The 21,095-nt window shown below is 46.6% G+C and carries 15 protein-coding genes; 11 read left to right on the top strand and 4 right to left on the bottom strand.

From position 1 onward, the window contains the following. Positions 1–84 precede the first annotated feature (84 nt). From Q0N89_RS06780 to Q0N89_RS06770, 3 genes are all read left to right on the top strand, one after another. On the top strand, positions 85–1,497 hold the full coding sequence (locus tag Q0N89_RS06780) for an L-serine ammonia-lyase (protein WP_294034708.1): 1,413 nt from the start codon (positions 85–87) through the stop codon (positions 1,495–1,497). Between the two features lie 241 nt (positions 1,498–1,738). Next, positions 1,739–2,995 carry a divalent metal cation transporter gene (locus tag Q0N89_RS06775; protein ID WP_294034706.1) on the top strand — a complete coding sequence of 419 codons (1,257 nt, stop codon included), beginning with the start codon at positions 1,739–1,741 and terminating at the stop codon, positions 2,993–2,995. A gap of 232 nt (positions 2,996–3,227) precedes the next feature. Continuing rightward, positions 3,228–4,421: an ornithine--oxo-acid transaminase gene (locus Q0N89_RS06770; protein WP_078253791.1), complete on the top strand. Its 1,194-nt coding sequence runs from the start codon at positions 3,228–3,230 to the stop codon at positions 4,419–4,421. 104 nt (positions 4,422–4,525) lie between these two features. Here the strand turns inward: Q0N89_RS06770 and Q0N89_RS06765 are convergent, their stop codons facing one another. Further along, a complete protein-coding gene (locus Q0N89_RS06765; protein ID WP_294034703.1) occupies positions 4,526–5,254 on the bottom strand; it encodes an NAD-dependent epimerase/dehydratase family protein in 729 nt (242 codons plus the stop codon). A 332-nt stretch (positions 5,255–5,586) separates the two neighbouring features. Here Q0N89_RS06765 and rpsT point away from each other — a divergent pair, with 332 nt between their 5' ends. After that, complete coding sequence (rpsT, locus tag Q0N89_RS06760) at positions 5,587–5,853, top strand: 30S ribosomal protein S20 (RefSeq protein ID WP_078253793.1); 267 nt, start codon at positions 5,587–5,589, stop codon at positions 5,851–5,853. A 127-nt stretch (positions 5,854–5,980) separates the two neighbouring features. Here the strand turns inward: rpsT and Q0N89_RS06755 are convergent, their stop codons facing one another. From Q0N89_RS06755 to pdxA, 3 genes are all read right to left on the bottom strand, one after another. Next, positions 5,981–6,832: a symmetrical bis(5'-nucleosyl)-tetraphosphatase gene (locus Q0N89_RS06755; protein ID WP_294034700.1), complete on the bottom strand. Its 852-nt coding sequence runs from the start codon at positions 6,830–6,832 to the stop codon at positions 5,981–5,983. Between the two features lie 55 nt (positions 6,833–6,887). Further along, positions 6,888–7,739: a 16S rRNA (adenine(1518)-N(6)/adenine(1519)-N(6))-dimethyltransferase RsmA gene (gene rsmA, locus Q0N89_RS06750; protein WP_294034698.1), complete on the bottom strand. Its 852-nt coding sequence runs from the start codon at positions 7,737–7,739 to the stop codon at positions 6,888–6,890. A 201-nt stretch (positions 7,740–7,940) separates the two neighbouring features. Further along, positions 7,941–9,044, bottom strand: a complete 1,104-nt coding sequence (gene pdxA / locus Q0N89_RS06745) for a 4-hydroxythreonine-4-phosphate dehydrogenase PdxA (protein ID WP_294034696.1) — start codon at positions 9,042–9,044, stop codon at positions 7,941–7,943. Positions 9,045–9,212: 168 nt separating this feature from the next. Here pdxA and dnaB point away from each other — a divergent pair, with 168 nt between their 5' ends. The 7 genes from dnaB to Q0N89_RS06710 all read left to right on the top strand — a co-directional run bounded on the left by dnaB (position 9,213) and on the right by Q0N89_RS06710 (position 21,087). Continuing rightward, the gene (gene dnaB, locus Q0N89_RS06740) at positions 9,213–10,661 is read left to right on the top strand and encodes a replicative DNA helicase (protein ID WP_294034694.1); all 1,449 of its coding nucleotides are present in this window, start codon (positions 9,213–9,215) and stop codon (positions 10,659–10,661) included. Between the two features lie 52 nt (positions 10,662–10,713). After that, positions 10,714–11,844, top strand: a complete 1,131-nt coding sequence (alr, locus tag Q0N89_RS06735) for an alanine racemase (protein WP_294034692.1) — start codon at positions 10,714–10,716, stop codon at positions 11,842–11,844. 99 nt (positions 11,845–11,943) lie between these two features. Next, positions 11,944–12,864, top strand: coding sequence for an ornithine carbamoyltransferase (gene argF, locus Q0N89_RS06730; RefSeq protein ID WP_294034690.1), 921 nt, complete (start codon positions 11,944–11,946; stop codon positions 12,862–12,864). A 163-nt stretch (positions 12,865–13,027) separates the two neighbouring features. Further along, positions 13,028–13,717 carry an SIMPL domain-containing protein gene (locus Q0N89_RS06725; RefSeq protein WP_294034688.1) on the top strand — a complete coding sequence of 230 codons (690 nt, stop codon included), beginning with the start codon at positions 13,028–13,030 and terminating at the stop codon, positions 13,715–13,717. A 76-nt stretch (positions 13,718–13,793) separates the two neighbouring features. Continuing rightward, entirely contained in the window at positions 13,794–14,855 is a 1,062-nt protein-coding gene (locus Q0N89_RS06720) for a L,D-transpeptidase family protein (RefSeq protein ID WP_294034686.1), read from the top strand. Between the two features lie 493 nt (positions 14,856–15,348). Next, positions 15,349–18,930, top strand: coding sequence for a bifunctional proline dehydrogenase/L-glutamate gamma-semialdehyde dehydrogenase PutA (gene putA / locus Q0N89_RS06715; protein ID WP_294034684.1), 3,582 nt, complete (start codon positions 15,349–15,351; stop codon positions 18,928–18,930). Positions 18,931–19,254: 324 nt separating this feature from the next. Continuing rightward, on the top strand, positions 19,255–21,087 hold the full coding sequence (locus Q0N89_RS06710; RefSeq protein WP_294034682.1) for a phosphoenolpyruvate carboxykinase (GTP): 1,833 nt from the start codon (positions 19,255–19,257) through the stop codon (positions 21,085–21,087). Positions 21,088–21,095: the final 8 nt, after the last annotated feature.

Below are 21,095 nucleotides of genomic sequence, written 5' to 3'. Positions count from 1 at the left end.
AGTTAGCAATCGTGCGCTATGCTTATGATAAAATTTGTCATATAATGGCATGGACACAATGAACATAAAAAGGAATGTATAACAATGATTAGCGTCTTTGAACTCTTTAAAATCGGCATCGGCCCATCCAGCTCGCACACCGTCGGCCCGATGGTCGCTGCCAATCGCTTTGTGAATGAACTCGGCGATAAAATCCACAGCGTCCAAGAAATCTACATCGAACTGTACGGCTCATTATCATCAACAGGTAAAGGTCATGCCACCGATACGGCGATTTTGCTTGGACTGCTTGGTCATGAGCCACGCACCATTGACACTACCAAGACCGATAAGTATCTTGCACCCATTTATCAAGAAAATACACTTAACCTAAACGGTGTGCACACGGTGAAATTTGACGCCGATAAGCATCTACTGTGGGATGATAACGCCCTGCCTGCACATCCCAATGGTATGCGACTGGTGGCGCATTTTGGTGATGGCAAGCCCTTTGCTCGTACCTTTTATTCTATCGGTGGCGGCTTTATCAAAGATGAATTTGAAATTCACGAACTGCCTGATGAGTCAGCGGTATCACCTTATCCTTATGATTTTAATAGTGCAGAAGAGCTTGCCAATCTCTGCCAAAAGCACGATATGCGCATCAGCGATATTATGCTTGCCAACGAAACCGCCATCCGCACTGAAGATGAACTCAAAGACTATCTCAACGAAGTCTGGATGGTGATGCAAGGCTGTGTCACCCAAGGCTGTAAAGTTGATGGCATCTTGCCCGGTAGTCTGAATGTCAAACGCCGTGCCAAAGCCCTGTATGAACAGCTGTCCAAAGAATACGGCTACTCAGGCAATGGCGGACTGCTTGCGATGGATTGGGTGAACCTATACGCCCTAGCGGTCAATGAAGAAAACGCCGCTGGCGGTAAAGTCGTTACCGCACCGACCAATGGCGCAGCCGGTATCATTCCTGCGGTATTACACTATTATCGTGGCTTTATCCCGTCGTTTGATTATCAAGGGGTGCGTGATTTTCTACTCGTTGCTGGTGCTGTTGGTGCGCTGATTAAGAAAAATGCGTCCATCTCAGGTGCTGAAGTTGGCTGTCAAGGGGAAGTTGGCTCAGCCTGTGCGATGGCAGCGGCAGGTCTTGCTCATGTGCTTGGCGGGAGTGTCGCTCAGTGCCTAAACGCTGCCGAAATCGGGCTTGAGCATAATCTGGGTCTCACCTGCGACCCGATTGCAGGGCTTGTACAAGTCCCTTGTATCGAACGTAATGCGATGGCATCTGTCAAAGCCATCAACGCAGCCCGCCTAGCCCTGCGTGGTGATGGCAGCCATCATGTTTCGCTAGACAAAGCCATCGCCACCATGAAAGCCACGGGCATGGATATGATGGATAAATACAAAGAAACTGCCAAAGGCGGACTTGCCATCCATGCCACCGATGCCATGAACCGCATTGATGTGGTGAACGTCGGTAGTGGCTTTAGTCAGTGCTAATGGGTGGACTCATCCTATCATACCGAAGCGGTCAATCAGATGATGGCCGCTTTTTTATGCTTTTATTAAGCTTTTTTGAAATACCAAAAAAATCCTGCATAGGTTATAACCAACATTCCGAAATTTAATTTGCCATTTGTTGAATTTGTGTTATCGTATCTTACCTAATTTTATTTAATGATCTGATGGACCATGTCGGTCGGACGACTTTTATTTTGGAGAGCCATTGGCAAGAGATATTATGACACAGCATACAGAACAAATTGGCAGTAGCCACAAACTTAATTGGAAGGCCTTTGGCCCAGGGATTTTGATGGCATCGGCAGCCATCGGCGGTTCGCATCTGGTAGCATCGACCCAAGCTGGCGCACTATACGGCTGGCAGCTGGCGATTATGATTATCCTTGCCAACTTATTTAAATACCCATTTTACCGCTTCGGCACCGAGTACGCCTATTCTACAGGCAATAGCTTAGTGGCAGGCTATGCCAAGCTGTCTCGTTTTTATATTTGGGCGTTTTTTATCCTATGTATCCTATCAGGCATCATCAGCACGGGTGCTGTCGCAGTCTTGGCATCGGTAATCTTAGGCTACATGCTGCCATTTGAGCTAAATACTCTGGCACTGGCTGCCATCGTGATGTTCTCATCATGGTTACTACTGTTCGCTGGCCACTATAAGCTGCTTGATGGCGTGACCAAATGGATCATCGTCGCATTGACAGTGGCGACAATCGCAGCAGTATTCGTGGCGGCAGGCAAGCCTGCAGTGATGGCACCTGACTTTGTCCCTGCATCACCTTGGAACTTGGCAGCGCTTGGCTTTATCATTGCCTTGATGGGCTGGATGCCTGCACCGCTTGAGTTCTCGGCGATTACTTCGGTTTGGACTGCCAAAAAAATTCGCACTGACCACACCAGTCGCTATCAAGGCATGATTGACTTTAATGTCGGCTATCTGACTTCAGCGATTTTGGCACTGTTTTTCTTGGCGTTGGGTGTATTCGTCCAATATGGCACAGGTCAAGAGATTGCCATGCAAGGTGGTGCTTATGTCGGTCAGCTGATTCAGATGTACACCGAAACCATCGGTGAATGGTCACGCCTATTGGTCGCCTTTATTGCATTTTTGTGCATGTATGGCACGGTCATCACCTGTGCCGATGGCTATGGCCGTACCACCGCCGAATGCTTGTCACTGATCAAAACTGACACCACCGAAGAGACCGAAAAATTCGTCGCCAAATGGACAGCATTTTTTATCATCGCAGGCTATGGTTTGATCGCATTCTTTATGGGTCAGATGGCAGCGATGCTGAAATTTGCGATGATCACCGCTTTCGTCACTGCACCGATTTTTGGTTATCTGAACTATAAGCTCATCAAAAAAGAAGGCAACATCAGCGCAGGCATGACGCTATTTGCCCTAGCAGGCATCGTGTTCTTGTCAGGCTTTACTGTTTTATTCTTGCTACAGTTTAGCGGTATTATTGGCTGATTATCACACCTATACCACATCAAGGCTCTATCATCGAATAGAGCCTTGTTTTTTTCACCAATTTTACTTGCAAAGTTCAGTTAAGGTGATAAAATGGCTTTTTGTTGTCATTTTTGGTCGTCGGTATGATTGACCATCCAACAAAAAAAAAGGATTTTTGCCAACTGTTGGCGCATTGACCAAGTCTTACTTGGCTTACTATTGTTGTACCAAATTGTAAGGATAATCAATCATGACAATTTCTCAAGACTTAATCAAACAAACCGAAACCTACGGGGCGAACAACTACCTACCCCTACCGATCGTCATCTCAAAGGCTCAAGGCATCTGGGTTGAAGACCCTGAAGGCAATCGCTACATGGATATGCTAAGCGCCTATTCAGCGGTGAACCAAGGTCATTGCCACCCAAAAATCATCCAAGCACTCAAAGACCAAGCCGACCGTGCGACGCTGACCAGCCGTGCGTTTCATAATGACCAGCTTGGCCCATGGTACGAAAAAGTCAGCAAACTCACCGGCAAATCTCGTGTGCTACCAATGAACACTGGCGCTGAAGCCGTCGAAACTGCCATCAAGACCGCAAGGCGATGGGGCTACGATGTCAAAGGCGTGGCGGATAATCAAGCCGAAATCATTGCCTGCGTTGGCAACTTCCACGGTCGCACGATGGGTGCGGTGTCGCTATCGAGCGATGATGACTACAAGCGTGGCTTTGGCCCGATGCTTGGCGGTATCAAGCTTGTGCCTTATGGCGATTTGGACGCACTACAAGCTGCCATCACACCAAATACTGTGGCGTTTTTGATTGAGCCTATCCAAGGCGAAGCAGGTATCAACATCCCACCACAAGGCTATATGAAAGCCGCCTATGATGTCTGCCGTGCCAATAATGTGCTGTTTATCGCTGACGAAATCCAAGCAGGTCTTGGACGCACGGGCAAGCTGTTCGCCTGTGAGCACGAAGGCTTTGTCCCTGATATGTACATCCTAGGCAAGGCTTTGGGCGGTGGCGTATTCCCAATCTCGTGCGTGGTCGCTGATGATGACATTCTAGGCGTATTCAACCCTGGTTCACACGGCTCAACCTTTGGTGGCAACCCACTAGCTTGCGCTGTCTCTATCGCTGCGCTTGATGTACTTGTGGATGAAAAATTGTCCGAAAACTCTGCCGAATTGGGTGCATACTTCCTAGCAGAACTACAAAAAATCCAAAACCCAAAAATCAAAGAAGTGCGTGGTCGTGGGCTATTTATCGGCGTTGAGCTGACCGAAGCAGCTCGCCCATACTGTGAAGCACTCAAAGAGCTTGGCTTGTTGTGCAAAGAGACGCACGACACTGTGATTCGCTTTGCGCCACCGCTCATCATCACCAAAGATGAGCTAGATCAAGCTCTGGTCAAGATTCGTCAAGTGCTATCTGCTTAATGCTTAATGATGGCATTAGCAAACAAAAAGTCGCACCGTGTTGTGCGACTTTTATTTTTTCTTGACAAATTATTTATAAACTCAATCAAGTCAATGACAATTCACTAAGTATTGACAACGGCAAATTTTCGCTTGGATTTTTTTGGTTCGGTCAATTGACACATTTGCTCATGGCTGATGATTTGCACTTGTTTGGATGATTTTTGGCTGGCTCGTGCGTGCAAACGAAATGCCACAATCGCTATACTAGCCGCCGCACGGCTTGGGCTTAAAGGCTCAGCCTTATTAAAGCCGATGGCAGAGATGAGCGTATCTTTGGTGCGGTTAAGTAGCTGTCTGACACCTGTAACGCTCAATGTCGGATTGACGGGCGTCAGTTTTGATAAGCGAAAAATCAGCAATTCTTGAAAATTGAGCGTCTTTAGATAATATTCAACATCTGCCTTTGCCATGAGCTCATCATTGTGCTGTGGATTCTCAGCACCAGTCATCGACAAAAAGAAAAAACGACCTACGCCCTTACTATGGCAAACTCGAGCAAATTCCATATTGTATAGCACATTGACCTGATAAAATTCATCACGGCTGGCAGTTTGTTCTTTTGATACGCCAAGACAGCTGAACGCATCGGTATCATCACCAATCGAGATGGACTCAACCGTCGTGGTCAATGACTGAAAATCAGGCACATGATAGACATGCATATTTTCACTCATCACCTTCGGCTGTGTGCGTGTGATCAAAATCACCGTCTCATACATGGTCGCAAGTTCACGAGCCAGTGCCTGACCGACACGCCCCGACCCACCAATGATGATCGCTTTTGTTTTCATCTACTATGAACCTGCCATAAAAATAACGACTCGCTATTTTAGCATAATTTGTCATATCTGATGCCAAAAACCCGTGCATTCAAGCCATCAAATTGCTACAAAATATAACTTAAGCAATGGATTTTTATTGTCCAATCCCTCATATTCATCATTCAACACCGCCGATCACTCAATAAATGAACAAAATTTTTCATTTTATTATTGTGAGTAAGTCAATAATTTGGTAATATAGGCGTTTATATTGTCCAAGCGATTAAACCTCCTCACATTTGATCGCACCCACTTTATTCTTAAACTTTTAACTTTTTATTTTATCTATAAGGATAAACACAATGGCAAACTCTGCACAAGCTCGCAAACGCGCTCGTCAAAATACCAAGCGTCGCCAACACAACGCTTCTCAGCGTTCTATGGTTCGCACCTTCATCAAGCGTGTGAATGCTGCAATCGAAGCTAAATCATACGAGCTAGCGACTGAAGCTTATAACAAAGCTGTGCCAGTAATTGACCGTATGGCGGACAAAGGCATCATCCACAAGAACAAAGCAGCTCGTCATAAGAGCCGCCTAAACGCAGCTGTAAAAGCACTAAAAGGCTAATCACTGCACGCCTTGTGGCAAAAAAAAGACCCTTGATTGGGTCTTTTTTTATGGGGTAAACTGCCTAGTTTTTTGTATGTCTTGGCGCAATCAGCAGATAACTGCCGATTGTTGTTAAATCATCAAATCAAACGGTTGGCTCTGCATTCATCTCAATCACCGCCCCATCTGCCAGTCGATACGCCACAAGCTTACCACCCCACACGCAGCCGCCATCGAGCGCACGGACATTTTTGGTGGCGACTTGTGCCTTGAGCGCCGCCCAGTGACCAAATAGAATGCGACGCTCACGCACCACATCCCACTCAAACCATGGACGAAAATCACTTGGCATCACATCATCGAGCGTTTCTTTGAACGAAAACTCAAGTAAACCTGACGCAGTGCACAGGCGCATCCGTGTAAAATAGTTGGCGATGGCACGCATTCGCTTATAGCCGTTTAGCTTATCAGACCATTCATCCGATTTTTTGCTATATAGATTGGGCAGTAGGCGGTCAAGCTGTTTTAGGCTGCCGCCAAGCTGTTTTTCAAGCTCTTTGGCATAGCCTTTGGCTTCTTTGATGCTCCAATTGGGCGGAATGCCGGCATGGGTAAGCACCGTTCTGTCATCAGGATACACCAATAGCGGTTGTTTGCGTAGCCAGTTAAGCAATTCATCACAATCAGGCGCATCAAAAATCGCCGCCGTCTTATCCTTTGGCTTGGGATTCATCACCCCCCGCCAAGTGGCAATCAGCGTAATATCATGATTGCCAAGTACGGTGGTCAACGCACCAATATCGGATAATCGCTTGACTTCACGCAAGGTAGAAAGCGAATCTTCACCCCGTGCCACGATGTCACCAGCCAGCCAAATCTTGTCTTGGGTCTCATCAAAATCCAGCACTTCTAGTAGTTGGTTGAACGCCCCAAAACAGCCTTGCAAATCACCAATGACATATTCATGACGATAATTTTTGGTTTTATATTTTTTCATACAGCTAAATAATGATAACCAGTTATTCAAATCAAACACAGCTTAAGCAATGATGTTAATCAAGCTTGTTTTTGGCAACAACCAAATCCGCCAACGCAACAAATTCTGCCACGCTCAAGGTCTCTGGGCGTGCTTGCGGATTGATACCAACGGCTTCAAAATCCACTTCATCCAAAGTCGGCAGCAATGCATTTGCCTTAAAAATCGCTCGCAAGGTCTTGCGGCGATGATTGAACACTTCACGCACCACCATCTCAAAGGTCGGCTCATCAATAGCAGTGATTGGCTTAACGGCATACGGAATCAGGCGAAACACGGCACTCGTGACCTTTGGCGGTGGGTTGAACGCCCCTTTTGGTACGGTCAATAGATATTCTGATTGGCAATAATACTGCATAATCACCGACAATCTGCCGTATTCTTTGGTGGCAGGCTCTGCCGTGATGCGATCGACCACTTCTTTTTGGAGCATAAAGTGCATATCTTTGATGACATCGCTAAATTCAAGTAAGCGAAACAAAATCGGCGTCGAGATATTATAAGGCAAATTCCCTACCACACGAAACGCACCCTTGCCCACTTTATCCGCCAAACTGCGATAGTCGATGTGCATGGCATTGTCATTGATGATGGTAAAATCAGGATGGCTATTTGCACCAATATTAATCTTAAGCTGGGACGCCAAATCACGGTCAAGCTCAATCACGGTCATGCCATCAACTTCGGCAAGTAGCGGCTCGGTCAATGCACCTAGCCCCGGCCCAATCTCAAGCAGATTGTCCGATTTATCAAGGCGAATCGATGTGACGATTTGGGCGATGACATTGGTGTCGTGCAAGAAATTTTGCCCAAAACGCTTACGGGGCGCGTGATTGGCTTGTTGTGGAGATTTTGGAATAATATGCATAAATTCTAACTTAACTAATCTAAAAATTAACCGTTTATCATACCATGATTTGTTGGGTTTTTGGGGATTTTTTGGTGGGTGAATATGTTGGTCATTTGTATGCTATACGCTCCATGCTTTGTTAAGCTGATGCTTTAAAACGGTTTGTGAATTTGTATTCAGCTAGGGTGCAAATTGACCATATTACACCACTTTTTGACATCAACTCATCATCAACGCATAATGAATCGCCTGTAATAGGCTTGAGCTACTCGCCTGCCCCGTCCCCGCCAAATCAAGTGCCGTGCCATGATCCACCGATGTACGCACATAGGGTAGCCCGAGTGTAATATTCACCGCATCACCAAAGCCATGCGATTTGAGCGGGGATAGCCCCTGATCGTGATACATAGCAATCACCGCATCACAGCGTGATAGATGATGACGGGTAAATAGCGTATCGGCAGGCATGGCAAGCGAGATATCCATGCCATCATCACGGAATTGTTGTAGTACTGGATTGATGATACGCATCTCTTCATCGCCCAGATGACCACTCTCGCCTGCGTGCGGATTGAGTCCGCAGACTAGGATGGTTGGATTTGGGATACCAAACTGTGCCTTTAGTGCGTGATGGGTGATGGCGACCGTACTTGCCACTTCATCGGTGGTAATAGCATCCGCCACAGCTCGTAGTGGTAGATGTGTCGTCACCAGTGCCACTTTCATCGCCTGATTGGCAAGCATCATCACCACCTTATCACAGCCTGCCTTATGCATAAAATACTCGGTATGACCGCTGAACAAATCGCCATTATCCAGCTGTACACCGCCATCAATCATCACGGATTTTTGGAGTGGTGCGGTGATGATGGCTCGCACCACGCCATCGCTTGCTAGCCTGTGGGCAACTGATAATTGTCGCTCAACCATCTTGGCATTGTTTGGGTTGAGCTGTGATGCGATGACTGTATCAGTACAAGGTATGTGCATCAGATAGACAGTCGGCTTAGGATGATTATCAAAATGAGCTTTGAGATAATAGCTTAAGTTATCACCATCCAACTGGTCGGTTTGTACATCATCAATCACCACCATCGATGTCAATGCCGTGTGCTTATCCATGCCAAGCTGTGCCGCCCGCTCAAAAAACGCCACTTTATCCGCCAAAATCAGCACCGAGCCGCCAAGCGCATCACCATGATGGCACAAAACATCAATGACGATATCCATACCGATGCCAGCAGGCTCACCTGTAGTGATTAGTAGCGGTTTGGCAGATGAATAAGCGTCTGTAGAATCATTATCGCTTGTATGGTTTGGCATTTGCTGATTGGCTTGTGCTATCAAAGACTTAGCTTGCATTGGTGAATTTCCCAAAGTGAATTTGTAGGATTGTCGCTGATTTTGTGCTAAAATCAGCGTCCGAAACACAGAGAATTTTAGCATTATTTTGGTGATAGCACCAAGACTTATTAGCAGGCATTGACACTCATGACGGACAAAAAAACCGACACCAGAGACAGCTTACTCACCCTACAGCCACCGCACAACATTGAGATGGAGCGTGCGCTACTCTCATCGCTGATGAGTATCGAAAACTCGTTTGATAGCATTGATACGATGGTGACGGCGGATGATTTTTATGGTGCTCGACATGGACAAATCTTTGATGCCATCGCACACCTAGCACGCATCAATGAGCCCTATGACAGCTTGATGGTGCATGATTATTTATCACGAGTCAATCAACTTGCTCAAGTTGGCGGCGAAGAATATTTATTGCAAATCAACCAAAGCCCTGCCAATTTTTTCAATCTTGTCACCTATGCGCAGCGTGTACGAGAACTATCCGTCTATCGACAGCTGATTAAATCTGCTAATACTATGCTTAATTTGGCATATCATCCAAAAAAGCAGAGCGTGACTGAGATTCTTGACCAAGTGGAAGCGGATATTTTTCGTATCGGTGAAAGCTTTGCCAATGGCACCAATAAAGAAGGTCCAAGGCGCATTGATGACATCTTGGAAAGCATCACGCATGAGCTTAATGAAATCCGCCTACGAGATGGTGGCTTGGCAGGGATTAGCTCAGGCTTTGAGGATTTGGACAATAAAACCCAAGGCTTTCAAGATGGCAACTTAATCATCCTAGCGGCTCGTCCTGCGATGGGTAAAACCGCACTTGCGCTGAACTTTGCCCAAGCTGCACTTATGCAAAATAAGGCGGTAGCCGTCTTTTCGATGGAAATGTCCGCTGAAGATATTGGGCGACGCATGATCTCAGCTTGGGGTAATATCGAACAGCGCCTTTTGATGACAGCTGACATGAAAGCGCAAGACTGGGCATCAGTGATGAACGCCATGTCCCTACTTCAAGAGACACATCTGTATGTTGATGCACGCTCTGAGCTGACCCCCACTGAAGTACGAGCCACCTGTCGTCGCCTAGCCAAGAATCACCCTGAAGGGTTAGGACTTGTTATTATTGACTATTTGCAGTTGATGCGTGTACATGGCGCAGAAAGCCGTGTCAATGAGATCGGTGAGATCTCTCGAAGTCTAAAAGCTCTAGCTCGTGAGCTAAATTGCCCTGTTATCGCGCTAGCACAGCTCAACCGTAGCTTAGAATCACGCCCAAACAAACGCCCCCTGCTGTCTGATTTGCGTGAATCAGGGCAGATTGAGCAGGATGCGGACTTGATTTTGTTTGTGTATCGTGGTGCTTATTATAAGATGAAAACCGACCAAGAAGATCCAAACAAAAATAATAACCAAGTCGCTCACGATCCTGCCAAAGACATCGAAGCCGAACTCATCATTGGCAAAAACCGCCGTGGTGCAACAGGCACGGTGTATCTGAACTTTTATGGACAATATGCCAAATTTGAGAGTCGGATGGGTGAGTCCATCCCTGAATATGCTTATGATTCTGATGAATGATCATCGCTATTTTATCATTGATTTTTTGTTGTATTTATAAATTGAGAAAACTATGCGCAGTGTAACCATCACCATCCACCAAGATGCTTTGGCACATAATCTACAAGTCATCAAAGACCAAACACAGCCCACTACCAAAGTACTCGCTATGGTCAAAGCAGACGCCTATGGACATGGGGTAGCTGCTGCTGTGCCTGCACTGATGGATGCTGATGGTTTTGGTGTGGCTTGTATGAGTGAAGCATTGGCGGTGCAGGATGTGCTGATACAGCTTAAGCATACTAAGCCTGTGGTATTGATTGAAGGTGTATTTAGTTATGATGAATGGCTGGCGGCTATTGAGCAAGATTTTGGCTGTGTGATTCATCAGGATAATCAGCTTGAGTGGGCATTACAAAGCCTGCCAAATGCCGATAGTTTTTGTCGCACTATTTGGCTAAAATACAACACAGGTATGTGCCGACTAGGTTTTGATACTGATAACATCATCCAAAAAGCTAAGCAGCTTATCCAAGCAGGCTATCGTGTGATTTTGACCACGCACTTTGCTTGCGCTGATGATGCTAAGCATCCGCTCAACCAAGTGCAGATTGAGCGATTTAATCACGCATTACAAGCCATCCAAACATTCGCCCCTGATACTCAAGGCTCACTGTGCAACTCGGCGGGGATTTTTAATTTTACAGCACATCACCATCATTGGGTGCGTGCAGGCATTGCTCTATATGGCTCAAAGCCTATCGCACAGCACAGTGCCACCGCCTTAGGACTACTGCCTGCCATGACCTTATCCGCCAAAATCATGGCAATCCATCAGCTACACGCAGGCGATAGTGTCGGCTATGGCGCACTATGGCAAGCCGACAAACCGCATCAAATCGGCGTGGTCAGTATCGGCTATGGCGATGGCTATCCTAGAGTGGTGACAGGTGCGGCTGTTGCCATCACCGACACTGACGGCATGGTACATTTATGTGCTATTCTTGGGCGTGTGGCGATGGATATGTTTATGGTGGATATTGATGGACTTGCCATTGAAGTCGGTGCGCCTGTGGTGCTTTGGGGTGATGCACCGCACATTGATGAGATTGCAAGCTGCGCAGGGACGATTGGCTATGAGTTGATGTGCCGATTGACCCAGCGACCCAATCGACATATTGAGATGTTGTCAAGCAATGCTTAGTGCAACAACACTTAACTGATAAATCAGCGAAAAAAGCTAGTCAATCACCCATGCCAATGCTATACTTAGAATTTTAATCTTGGACGGAATTTTGCCAACATGAGCGTACGCCATTTTCGAAATCTTTTGGATTTAAGCCCTACCGAACTTGAAACCATCATCAGTCGTGCCAGTGAACTTCGCCAAATGCAACATCGTGGCGAGATTTACCGTCCATTTGTCGGTCGCACACTTGGCATGATTTTTGAGAAGTCATCGACTCGTACTCGTATTTCATTTGAAGCAGGTATGGGGCAGTTTGGCGGTCATGCGATTTTTTTATCGCCAAAAGACACACAGCTAGGTCGTGGCGAGCCAATCGAAGACTCTGCCAAAGTTATCTCAAGCATGGTCGATATCATCATGATTCGCACCTTTGAGCACGCCAAGCTTGAGCTGTTTTGTCAGCATTCATCGGTGCCGGTGATTAATGCCTTGACCGATGATTTTCATCCTTGTCAGCTACTGGCGGATATGCAGACCTTTCATGAGCATCGTGGCAGTATCAAAGGCAAGACTGTGACTTGGGTCGGTGATGGCAATAATATGTGCGCATCTTATATCCTAGCGGCACATCAGTTTGGCTTTCAGCTGCGAGTGACTGCGCCTTATGGCTTTGAGCCAAATCCTGAGCTGATTGAAGAATACAGCCACTGCGTCACCTATGTCGAAGACCCCCAAGAAGCCGCCAAAGGCGCACATCTGATTGCCACCGATGTCTGGGCAAGTATGGGTCAAGAATCTGAGCAGATGACTCGTGCACGCCGTTTCGCCCCGTATCAAGTCAGTCCTGCGATGCTCGACAAAGCCGACCCTGATGTGCTATTTATGCACTGCCTGCCTGCACATCGTGGCGAAGAGATTAGCTTTGATTTGTTGAACGACCCCCGTTCTGTGGTGTGGGATGAAGCCGAAAATCGCTTGCACGCCCAAAAAGCTTTGATGGAATTTTTATTAAAAGACAAAATCAAGCTGGACTAAGCAAACATAAGCATTGATAAGTCTATCTCAAGGGCGTATTGCACGCCCTTTTTTTATTGTCACAATTACCAACCATTACGATACATTTATTGACATATTCTGTTACATTTGCTGAGTGATTTCCCTTTATAATGGTATCATCACCCAAAAACAGGAGAACACCATGAAAACACTTAGCAAAACCCTATTGATGAGCACCCTACTAGCCGTCAGTAGCACGGCACTTGCCGAAGATTATAACCGCATCAGCTTTAATAGCGAAGTCAAAAGCGAAATCGCCAATGATGAGATTCGTGCAAGTCTTAGCAAAACCACTCAAGCAAGCACTGCTGCTGCCATCGCCAAAGAGCTGAACAGCACCATCAATTCAGCCCTACAAATCGCCAAACGCTACCCTGAAGTGACGGTTACCACAGGTCGCCAAAACACCTATCCACGCTATGATAATAAAAGCAAAATCATTGGCTTTACAGGCTCGGTGTCTCTTGATATCAAGAGTCAAGATTTTGAAAAAGCCAGTCAGCTGATTGCAGATTTGCAATCCACAATGGTGATGGAAAACATCAGCTTTGGCATATCAGAAAAACTGCGTGATAGTGAAGAAAAACGCCTACAGCTAGAAGCTATCAAGCGATTTGGCGATGAAGCGACCAGCATCAGCCAAGCCTTTGGCGCAAGCAGTTATAAGATTGTCAATGTCAATCTTGGTGGTAGCAACAACTATTATGCCCGCCCAATGATGGCAAGCATGAAAGCGATGGATGCCGCCGCAGGTATCGAAGCCCAAAACTTTGAAGCAGGCAACACCACCTTGACTTATACCGCCAATGGCACTATTGAATTGGTAAAATAAATCTGTTGTCAGGATATGATGATGTTATAATACGCCATCATATCGCCAATATTTTTGAATAAATTTGAGAAACACGATGAAAAAACTGAGTTCTTTTGCATTAGCAATGTCAGGCATCTTGCTAAGCCACACCGTTCTTGCCAATAGCTCAATCGATGGCGACATCGTCTCAGGTGAAGTCATTTTGCCGACATCTACCATTGCCAATGCCATCACCACCAAAGATGGCAAGCGTGTCTCAGCCTACAAGCTGACAGACTACGCTCAGCAGGTCAATGAAGCCGAATGGTCGCCAAATATGAATGTCAATACAGCAATGACGGTCAAATTGCAGACTTTGCTTGACTGGAATCATGTCTCACCGGGCTCAATCGATGGCGGCTGGGGTGTCAATAGCAAGCAAGCCTTGATGAATTTCCAAAAGCTCAAAGGACTAGAAGTCACCGGCAAAATGAACCAAGAAACTTGGGACGCACTGACTGCTGACATTCCTAGCGACCAGCCTGTGCTGGTGTCCTACACCCTGACCGATGCTGATGTCAAAGGCCCATATGCTACCTTGCCTGCCGATGCCGAATCTCGCTCAAAGCTGAAAGGTCTATATTATGAAAATATCGCCGAAATGCTTGGCGAGCGTTTTCATATGGATGTCGCCTATGTTAAAAAAATCAATCCGAACAAAAAATTTGTCGCAGGCGAGACCATCACCGTAATTAACACCGGTCAGCCACTCGATGCCAAAGTCACTCGTGTGGTTGCTGACAAACAGCAAAGCACCGTGTATGCTTATAGTGATGATATGCTTGTCGCAGCTTACCCAAGCACCATTGGCAACACGCAGAGTGCAGCCCCGACCGGTAAATTCAAAATCGCCAATAAGATTGAGATGCCAACCTACAAAGCCACCGTCAAAAATGACAAAGGCGAAAGCAAAAGCTACATCCTGCCGTCAGGCCCAAATAGCCCTGTGGGTGTGCTATGGATGGGATTGGATAAAGCCAACTGCGGTATCCACGGTACTGCCATCCCTGAAGTGGTCAATCGCCCATCAACACTTGGCTGTATCCGCCTGACCAACTGGGATGCGATGGAGCTATCTACCGCCATCAATACAGGTGCAACGGTCGAAATCCGCTAAGTTTATGTATTGAAAATCAACCAAAACGCTCATCATTCGGTGGGCGTTTTTTGTCATTTCCAAAAGAAATAAAGTGCAACTATTATTTATTTAAAAAATAGTGAATATCATAATTATCTATTTATTAAATATATCTAAACAAAAGTCATAAAAAGCTGACCATGCACCAAACCATAATAATCACCATCAATTAAACGAATTTATCACAAAATATCATGATAATATCAGAAAAATTCGATGAATTTCTGCCATGAATACCCCAAAAATATATTTACCAAATTCATGATATTATTGGTTTTGCTACTGAAATTATGTGCTTTTGTCGCCAAAAGTCATTTATAACCATTATTTTTTATCAAACAAAGAAATATTATGCTACTTCATAGCAATTTTCTTGGATTATTGTTCATTTCAGTGATATAATGGGTTGTTTTATTTTTGTTGCATTTGTATCATTCATGCAACCTATCTCGTGTTATTTTAAGGATACACCATGTTTCAGTTCACTCAGCCCCAAACCGCCCTTCGCGATGCCATCACCAGCGCCTATCGCCTTGATGAAGTTCAAGCTGTTCAGAATTTGATTTCAACACTGAATTTCAATGCGGAAGAAAAAAACCAAATTCAAACACTGGCTCGCCGTCTGATTTCACAGGTGCGTGCTGACCGCAGTAAGTCATCAGGCGTGGATGCTTTGATGCAAGAATTTTCACTATCTAGTGAAGAAGGTGTGGCGTTGATGTGCTTGGCAGAGTCGCTACTGCGTATTCCTGATACTGCGACTCGTGACCGCCTAATCCAAGACAAGCTGGCTGATGGCGACTGGAAGAGCCATGTGGGTAACAGCCCATCGATGTTCGTTAATGCCGCTGCTTGGGGCTTGGTACTAACCGGTAAACTGACTCAGCCAACTTCAGGTGGTCTAGGCTCAGCGCTGACTCGTGTACTACAAAAAGGTGGTGCGCCATTTATCCGTGCCGGCGTCAATCATGCGATGAAAATTCTTGGCAAGCAGTTCGTTACTGGTCAAACCATCGAAGAAGCGCTTGCCAATGGTAAAGAGCGTGAAAAGCTTGGCTATCGTTTCAGCTTTGATATGCTGGGCGAAGCAGCCATGACCCAAGAAGATGCTGACCGCTACTATCAAGACTATGTGACCGCTATCCATGCCATCGGTAAAGATGCCAATGGTCGTGGCGTGTATGATGGCAACGGTATTTCAGTCAAGCTATCAGCGATTCACCCACGCTATTTCCGTGCGCAGCATGAGCGTGTAATGACCGAGCTACTACCACGCCTAAAAGCACTTTATATGCTTGCCAAAGAATACAATATCGGCCTAAATATCGACGCCGAAGAAGCCAACCGCCTAGAGCTGTCGCTTGATTTGATGGAACAACTAGTTTCTGACCCTGATTTGGCAGGCTTTAACGGTATCGGCTTTGTGGTACAAGCTTACCAAAAACGCTGCCCTTATGTGATTGATTTTCTAATCGACCTAGCTCGTCGCAATAACCAAAAACTGATGATTCGTCTGGTCAAAGGTGCATATTGGGACAGCGAAATCAAATGGGCACAAGTCGATGGTCTAGACGGCTACCCTGTTTATACCCGCAAAGTACATACCGATGTGTCATATCTCGCGTGTGCCAAAAAACTATTGGCCGCCCAAGATGCGATTTTCCCACAATTTGCCACGCACAACGCCCAAAGCCTATCGACCATCTATGAAATGGGTAAAGATAAAGACTTTGAATTCCAGTGCCTACACGGTATGGGCGAAACCCTATACGACCAAGTTGTTGGTGAAAAGAATCTAGGTCGTCGTGTGCGTATCTATGCCCCAGTAGGCACACATAAGACTTTGCTTGCTTATTTGGTTCGTCGCCTACTTGAAAACGGTGCAAACTCATCATTTGTGAACCGTATCGTGGACGAAGATGTCAGCATCGATGAACTTATCGAATCACCAGTGGATGTGGTCAATGCCACTGGCATCACGCCAAACCCACTGACTCCGCCACCACGCCATATCTATGGTGAGCGTAACAACTCATTTGGTCTTGACCTATCAAACGAGCACGTACTTGCAACGCTACAAGCCAATATGCAAGCAGCATCACAGATTGAATTTGATGTGGCTTCATTGACCAGTGTCGCTGTCAGCCATCAAGCACCACACGCTGTGCTAAACCCTGCTGACCATCGTGATATGGTTGGTCAAGTGTCATTTGTCAAAGCCGATAGCGTCGCTGATGTCATTACCGCATCAATCAACGCCCAAAGCGCATGGCAAGCCGTATCAGCGGCTGAGCGTGCTGCGATGCTACGCCGTTTTGCTGACATGATGGAAGAGCCATCACGCATGGCACTACTGATGATGATCGCTGTGCGTGAAGCAGGTAAGACTTTGCTTAACTCAATCGCCGAAGTGCGTGAAGCCATCGACTTCTGCCGTTATTATGCCGATGAAACCGAGCGTCTAAACCTATCTAGCCCAGTGGGTACTGTGGTTGCGATTAGCCCTTGGAACTTCCCATTGGCAATCTTTGTCGGTGAAGTGGTTTCAGCTTTGGCAGCGGGCAATACTGTTGTTGCCAAACCTGCTGAACAAACCAGCCTAATCGCACACCTTGCTGTCTCATGGCTACATGAAGCGGGCGTCCCTACTAATGTACTACAGCTAGTACTTGGTGCAGGCGATGTTGGTGCAGCATTGACTTCGGATAACCGCATTGATGGCGTGATTTTCACAGGTTCAACTGATGTTGCTAAGCGTATCAACAAGCTACTAGCAGCACGCACTGACAATCCAGTACTGATCGCCGAAACTGGCGGTATGAACGCCATGATTGTTGATAGTACTGCACTACCTGAGCAAGTGTGCCTAGATGTGCTTGCATCTGCCTTTGACTCAGCAGGTCAGCGCTGTTCAGCACTACGCATCCTATGTGTCCAAGAAGACATCGCCGATCATATGGTCGAGATGATCAAAGGCGCAATGGATGAGCTTGTGGTCAATAACCCATCAGCACTTGCGACCGATGTCGGCCCTGTGATTGATGCTGAAGCACAAGAAAATCTGTTGAACCACATCAACAACCTAAAACAAATCGCCCCATATCATGAAGTAGCAATCAAGTCAGATGCACCAAATTCTACCTTTGTTGCACCAATCATGTTTGAGCTAAAAGACCTATCACAACTCAAAAAAGAAGTGTTCGGTCCAGTGCTACACGTTGTTCGCTTTGCAGCGCATGAATTGGATGATTTGATTGATAATATCAACAAAAAAGGCTATGCACTGACACACGGTATCCACAGCCGTATCGACAGCACCATCGAGCACATCACTGATCGCATCGAAGCAGGTAATGTCTACATCAACCGTAACATCGTCGGTGCGGTCGTTGGCGTACAGCCATTCGGCGGTCATGCAATGAGTGGTACAGGTCCAAAAGCAGGTGGCCCATTCTACCTACAACGCCTAAGCAAGCTTGAGCGTTGGGACACTCCAGCACTAGACAAAGCTGCTAGCGTGAATGAACAAGCCATCAATACCGTGCTTGCCGTAGCTGCAAAACAGCTATCTGCTGAAGAACAAGCTGTGGTCAAAGCCCAAGCTGACCTAGCTCGCCAAACTTCGCTACACCATGCTAACAGCGTACTGGCAGGCCCAACTGGTGAAACCAACACCCTATCATGGCACGCACCAAAAGTTGTCAGCATCTACGGTGGCAACAAGGCTCAAACTTTGGCAGCATTGGCAGTGTTGGCAGCGAACGGTACTCGTGCACAAGTTTGTCCATCGCATGAGCTAGCAGCATCAGCCAGCGAGCTCAAGGGTATCCTAGAAGTCGTCGAACAGCCAATCGCTGACAACAACGACATCGTGGTCGCTCTATCAGCCATGCCAAGCGACGAACAAGTTCGCCTAGCAGGTCTAGATGGTAGCATCCGCCGTGTGATTGATGCCACAAACGGTCTTGACTTCACTCGTCTATATCACGAAGTCAGCCAAAGCTACAACACCACTGCTGCTGGTGGTAACGCAAGCTTGATGGCATCTGCATAATTTGCCATCTACCATCAAAACTGCATCCGCTTGGGTGCAGTTTTTTATTTTTTAAATACTGTCATTCATAAAATTAATCACAATCCCATCAAAGCCAAACAAAACCTGTAAAGCCTTGATCTAAAAGGCGTGCTAGGCTTATATGTTTACAAAATACTACCATTTTTTTATACAATAATACTTACTATTTTTGGCAATTTGTGCTTTAATATCGCTTTGTCGCAGGTCTGCATTGTTTTGTTACACTTTAGCAGGCTTGTCAAGATTTGCCGATGATGAGCCAAGCTTGTCATTGTGCGTTTAATTTCTAAAATGAGATTCAACATGACTGCAACAATTACTGCTCCAGAATTTGTCCGTCACCAAGCCCTAATTGACTGGGTTGCCCAAATCGCTGCACTAACCAAGCCTGCCAACATCGAATGGTGCGATGGCTCGGATGAAGAAAATCAGCGCCTACTTGACCTGATGATCGCCAATGGCACTATGGTTAAGCTCAACGACGAAAAACACCCAAATTCATACCTAGCATTCTCTGATCCATCAGATGTTGCTCGTGTCGAAGATCGCACCTTTATCTGTTCTGAAAAAGAAATTGACGCTGGTGCAACCAACAACTGGGAAGAGCCAGCAGCCATGCGTGCCAAGCTAAACAAGCTATTTGATGGCTGTATGGCAGGTCGCACGATGTATGTCGTGCCATTTAGCATGGGTCCACTAGGTAGTCACATCGCTCATATCGGTATCGAGATTACTGACTCGCCTTATGTGGTTGTTAGTATGCGTAAGATGGCTCGCATGGGCAAGGCTGTTTATGATGTGCTAGGCACTGATGGTGAATTTGTTCCTTGTGTACACTCGGTAGGCAAGCCACTAGCAGCAGGCGAACAAGATGTCGCTTGGCCATGCAATGATGACAAATACATCGTCCACTATCCAGAGACTCGTGAAATCTGGTCATATGGCTCAGGTTATGGTGGCAACGCCCTACTTGGCAAAAAATGCCTAGCGCTACGCATCGCATCAGCAATGGGTCGTGAACAAGGTTGGCTAGCTGAACATATGCTAATCCTAGGCGTAACTAGCCCAGAAGGTAAAAAACACTACATCGCCGCTGCATTCCCATCAGCGTGTGGTAAGACCAACTTTGCAATGCTTATCCCGCCTGCGGGCTACGAAGGCTGGAAAGTGGAAACTGTCGGTGATGACATCGCTTGGATCAAGCCATCAGCAGACGGCAAACTATACGCCATCAACCCTGAAGCAGGTTTCTTTGGCGTCGCTCCTGGTACGAACACCAAGACCAACTCAAACTGTATGAGCACCCTAGTGTCTGATGTTATCTATACCAATGTCGCTGTGACCGAAGATGGTGAAGTATGGTGGGAAGGCAAAACCAAAGAAACCCCTGCCAACCTAACTAACTGGAAGCGTGAGCCACACACAGGCGAGGAGCGTGCAGCACACGCCAATGCTCGCTTTACTGTATCAGCAGCGCAATGCCCATCAATCGACCCACAATGGGAAAATCCTGAAGGCGTGCCTATCTCTGCCTTTATCTTTGGCGGTCGTCGTGCAGACACCGTGCCACTGGTGTCTGAAGCCTTTGACTGGGTGGATGGCGTGTACAAGGCAGCAACAATGGGCTCTGAAACTACTGCTGCTGCAACTGGCGCACAAGGCGTTGTCCGTCGTGACCCATTTGCCATGCTACCATTTGCAGGCTACAACATGGCAGACTACTTCAGCCACTGGCTAGAAATGGGCGAAAGCATCGGTGCAAAAGCTGCCGCTGCTGGCAACAGCCTACCAAAAATGTTCAAAGTAAACTGGTTCCGTCGTGATGAAAATGGCGACTTTGTATGGCCGGGCTTTGGTCAAAATATGCGTGTATTGCAGTGGATTATCGAACGCTGTGAAGGCACTGCCAATGCAGTTCAGACACCGATTGGTCTAGTACCAACCTATGATGACATCAACTGGGATCAGTCTGACTTTAGCAAAGCGCAGTTTGAGCTTGTGACTAGTCAAGACAAAGATCTATGGATCAAGGAGCTTGAAAGCCACGCTGAGCTATTTGACAAACTTGGCGAGCGTATGCCTGAAGCACTAAAAGCACACAACGCCAAGCTCATGGCTGATGTCAAAGCATCATAATTTAGCCT

The sequence above is a fragment of the uncultured Moraxella sp. genome (genome assembly GCF_945873075.1).
Taxonomy (GTDB): Bacteria; Pseudomonadota; Gammaproteobacteria; order Pseudomonadales; family Moraxellaceae; genus Moraxella.
Note: the sequence above shows the minus strand (reverse complement) of the source record. Positions and strands in the feature narration are given on the sequence as shown.

What these genes read in the sequence shown, in the direction of transcription:
- Q0N89_RS06780 (WP_294034708.1), top strand. Translation starts at nt 85, where the DNA reads ATGATTAGCGTCTTTGAACTCTTTAAAATCGGCATCGGCCCATCCAGC.
- Q0N89_RS06775 (WP_294034706.1), top strand. Translation starts at nt 1,739, where the DNA reads ATGACACAGCATACAGAACAAATTGGCAGTAGCCACAAACTTAATTGG.
- Q0N89_RS06770 (WP_078253791.1), top strand. Translation starts at nt 3,228, where the DNA reads ATGACAATTTCTCAAGACTTAATCAAACAAACCGAAACCTACGGGGCG.
- Q0N89_RS06765 (WP_294034703.1), bottom strand. Translation starts at nt 5,254, where the DNA reads ATGAAAACAAAAGCGATCATCATTGGTGGGTCGGGGCGTGTCGGTCAG.
- rpsT (WP_078253793.1), top strand. Translation starts at nt 5,587, where the DNA reads ATGGCAAACTCTGCACAAGCTCGCAAACGCGCTCGTCAAAATACCAAG.
- Q0N89_RS06755 (WP_294034700.1), bottom strand. Translation starts at nt 6,832, where the DNA reads ATGAAAAAATATAAAACCAAAAATTATCGTCATGAATATGTCATTGGT.
- rsmA (WP_294034698.1), bottom strand. Translation starts at nt 7,739, where the DNA reads ATGCATATTATTCCAAAATCTCCACAACAAGCCAATCACGCGCCCCGT.
- pdxA (WP_294034696.1), bottom strand. Translation starts at nt 9,044, where the DNA reads ATGCCAAACCATACAAGCGATAATGATTCTACAGACGCTTATTCATCT.
- dnaB (WP_294034694.1), top strand. Translation starts at nt 9,213, where the DNA reads ATGACGGACAAAAAAACCGACACCAGAGACAGCTTACTCACCCTACAG.
- alr (WP_294034692.1), top strand. Translation starts at nt 10,714, where the DNA reads ATGCGCAGTGTAACCATCACCATCCACCAAGATGCTTTGGCACATAAT.
- argF (WP_294034690.1), top strand. Translation starts at nt 11,944, where the DNA reads ATGAGCGTACGCCATTTTCGAAATCTTTTGGATTTAAGCCCTACCGAA.
- Q0N89_RS06725 (WP_294034688.1), top strand. Translation starts at nt 13,028, where the DNA reads ATGAAAACACTTAGCAAAACCCTATTGATGAGCACCCTACTAGCCGTC.
- Q0N89_RS06720 (WP_294034686.1), top strand. Translation starts at nt 13,794, where the DNA reads ATGAAAAAACTGAGTTCTTTTGCATTAGCAATGTCAGGCATCTTGCTA.
- putA (WP_294034684.1), top strand. Translation starts at nt 15,349, where the DNA reads ATGTTTCAGTTCACTCAGCCCCAAACCGCCCTTCGCGATGCCATCACC.
- Q0N89_RS06710 (WP_294034682.1), top strand. Translation starts at nt 19,255, where the DNA reads ATGACTGCAACAATTACTGCTCCAGAATTTGTCCGTCACCAAGCCCTA.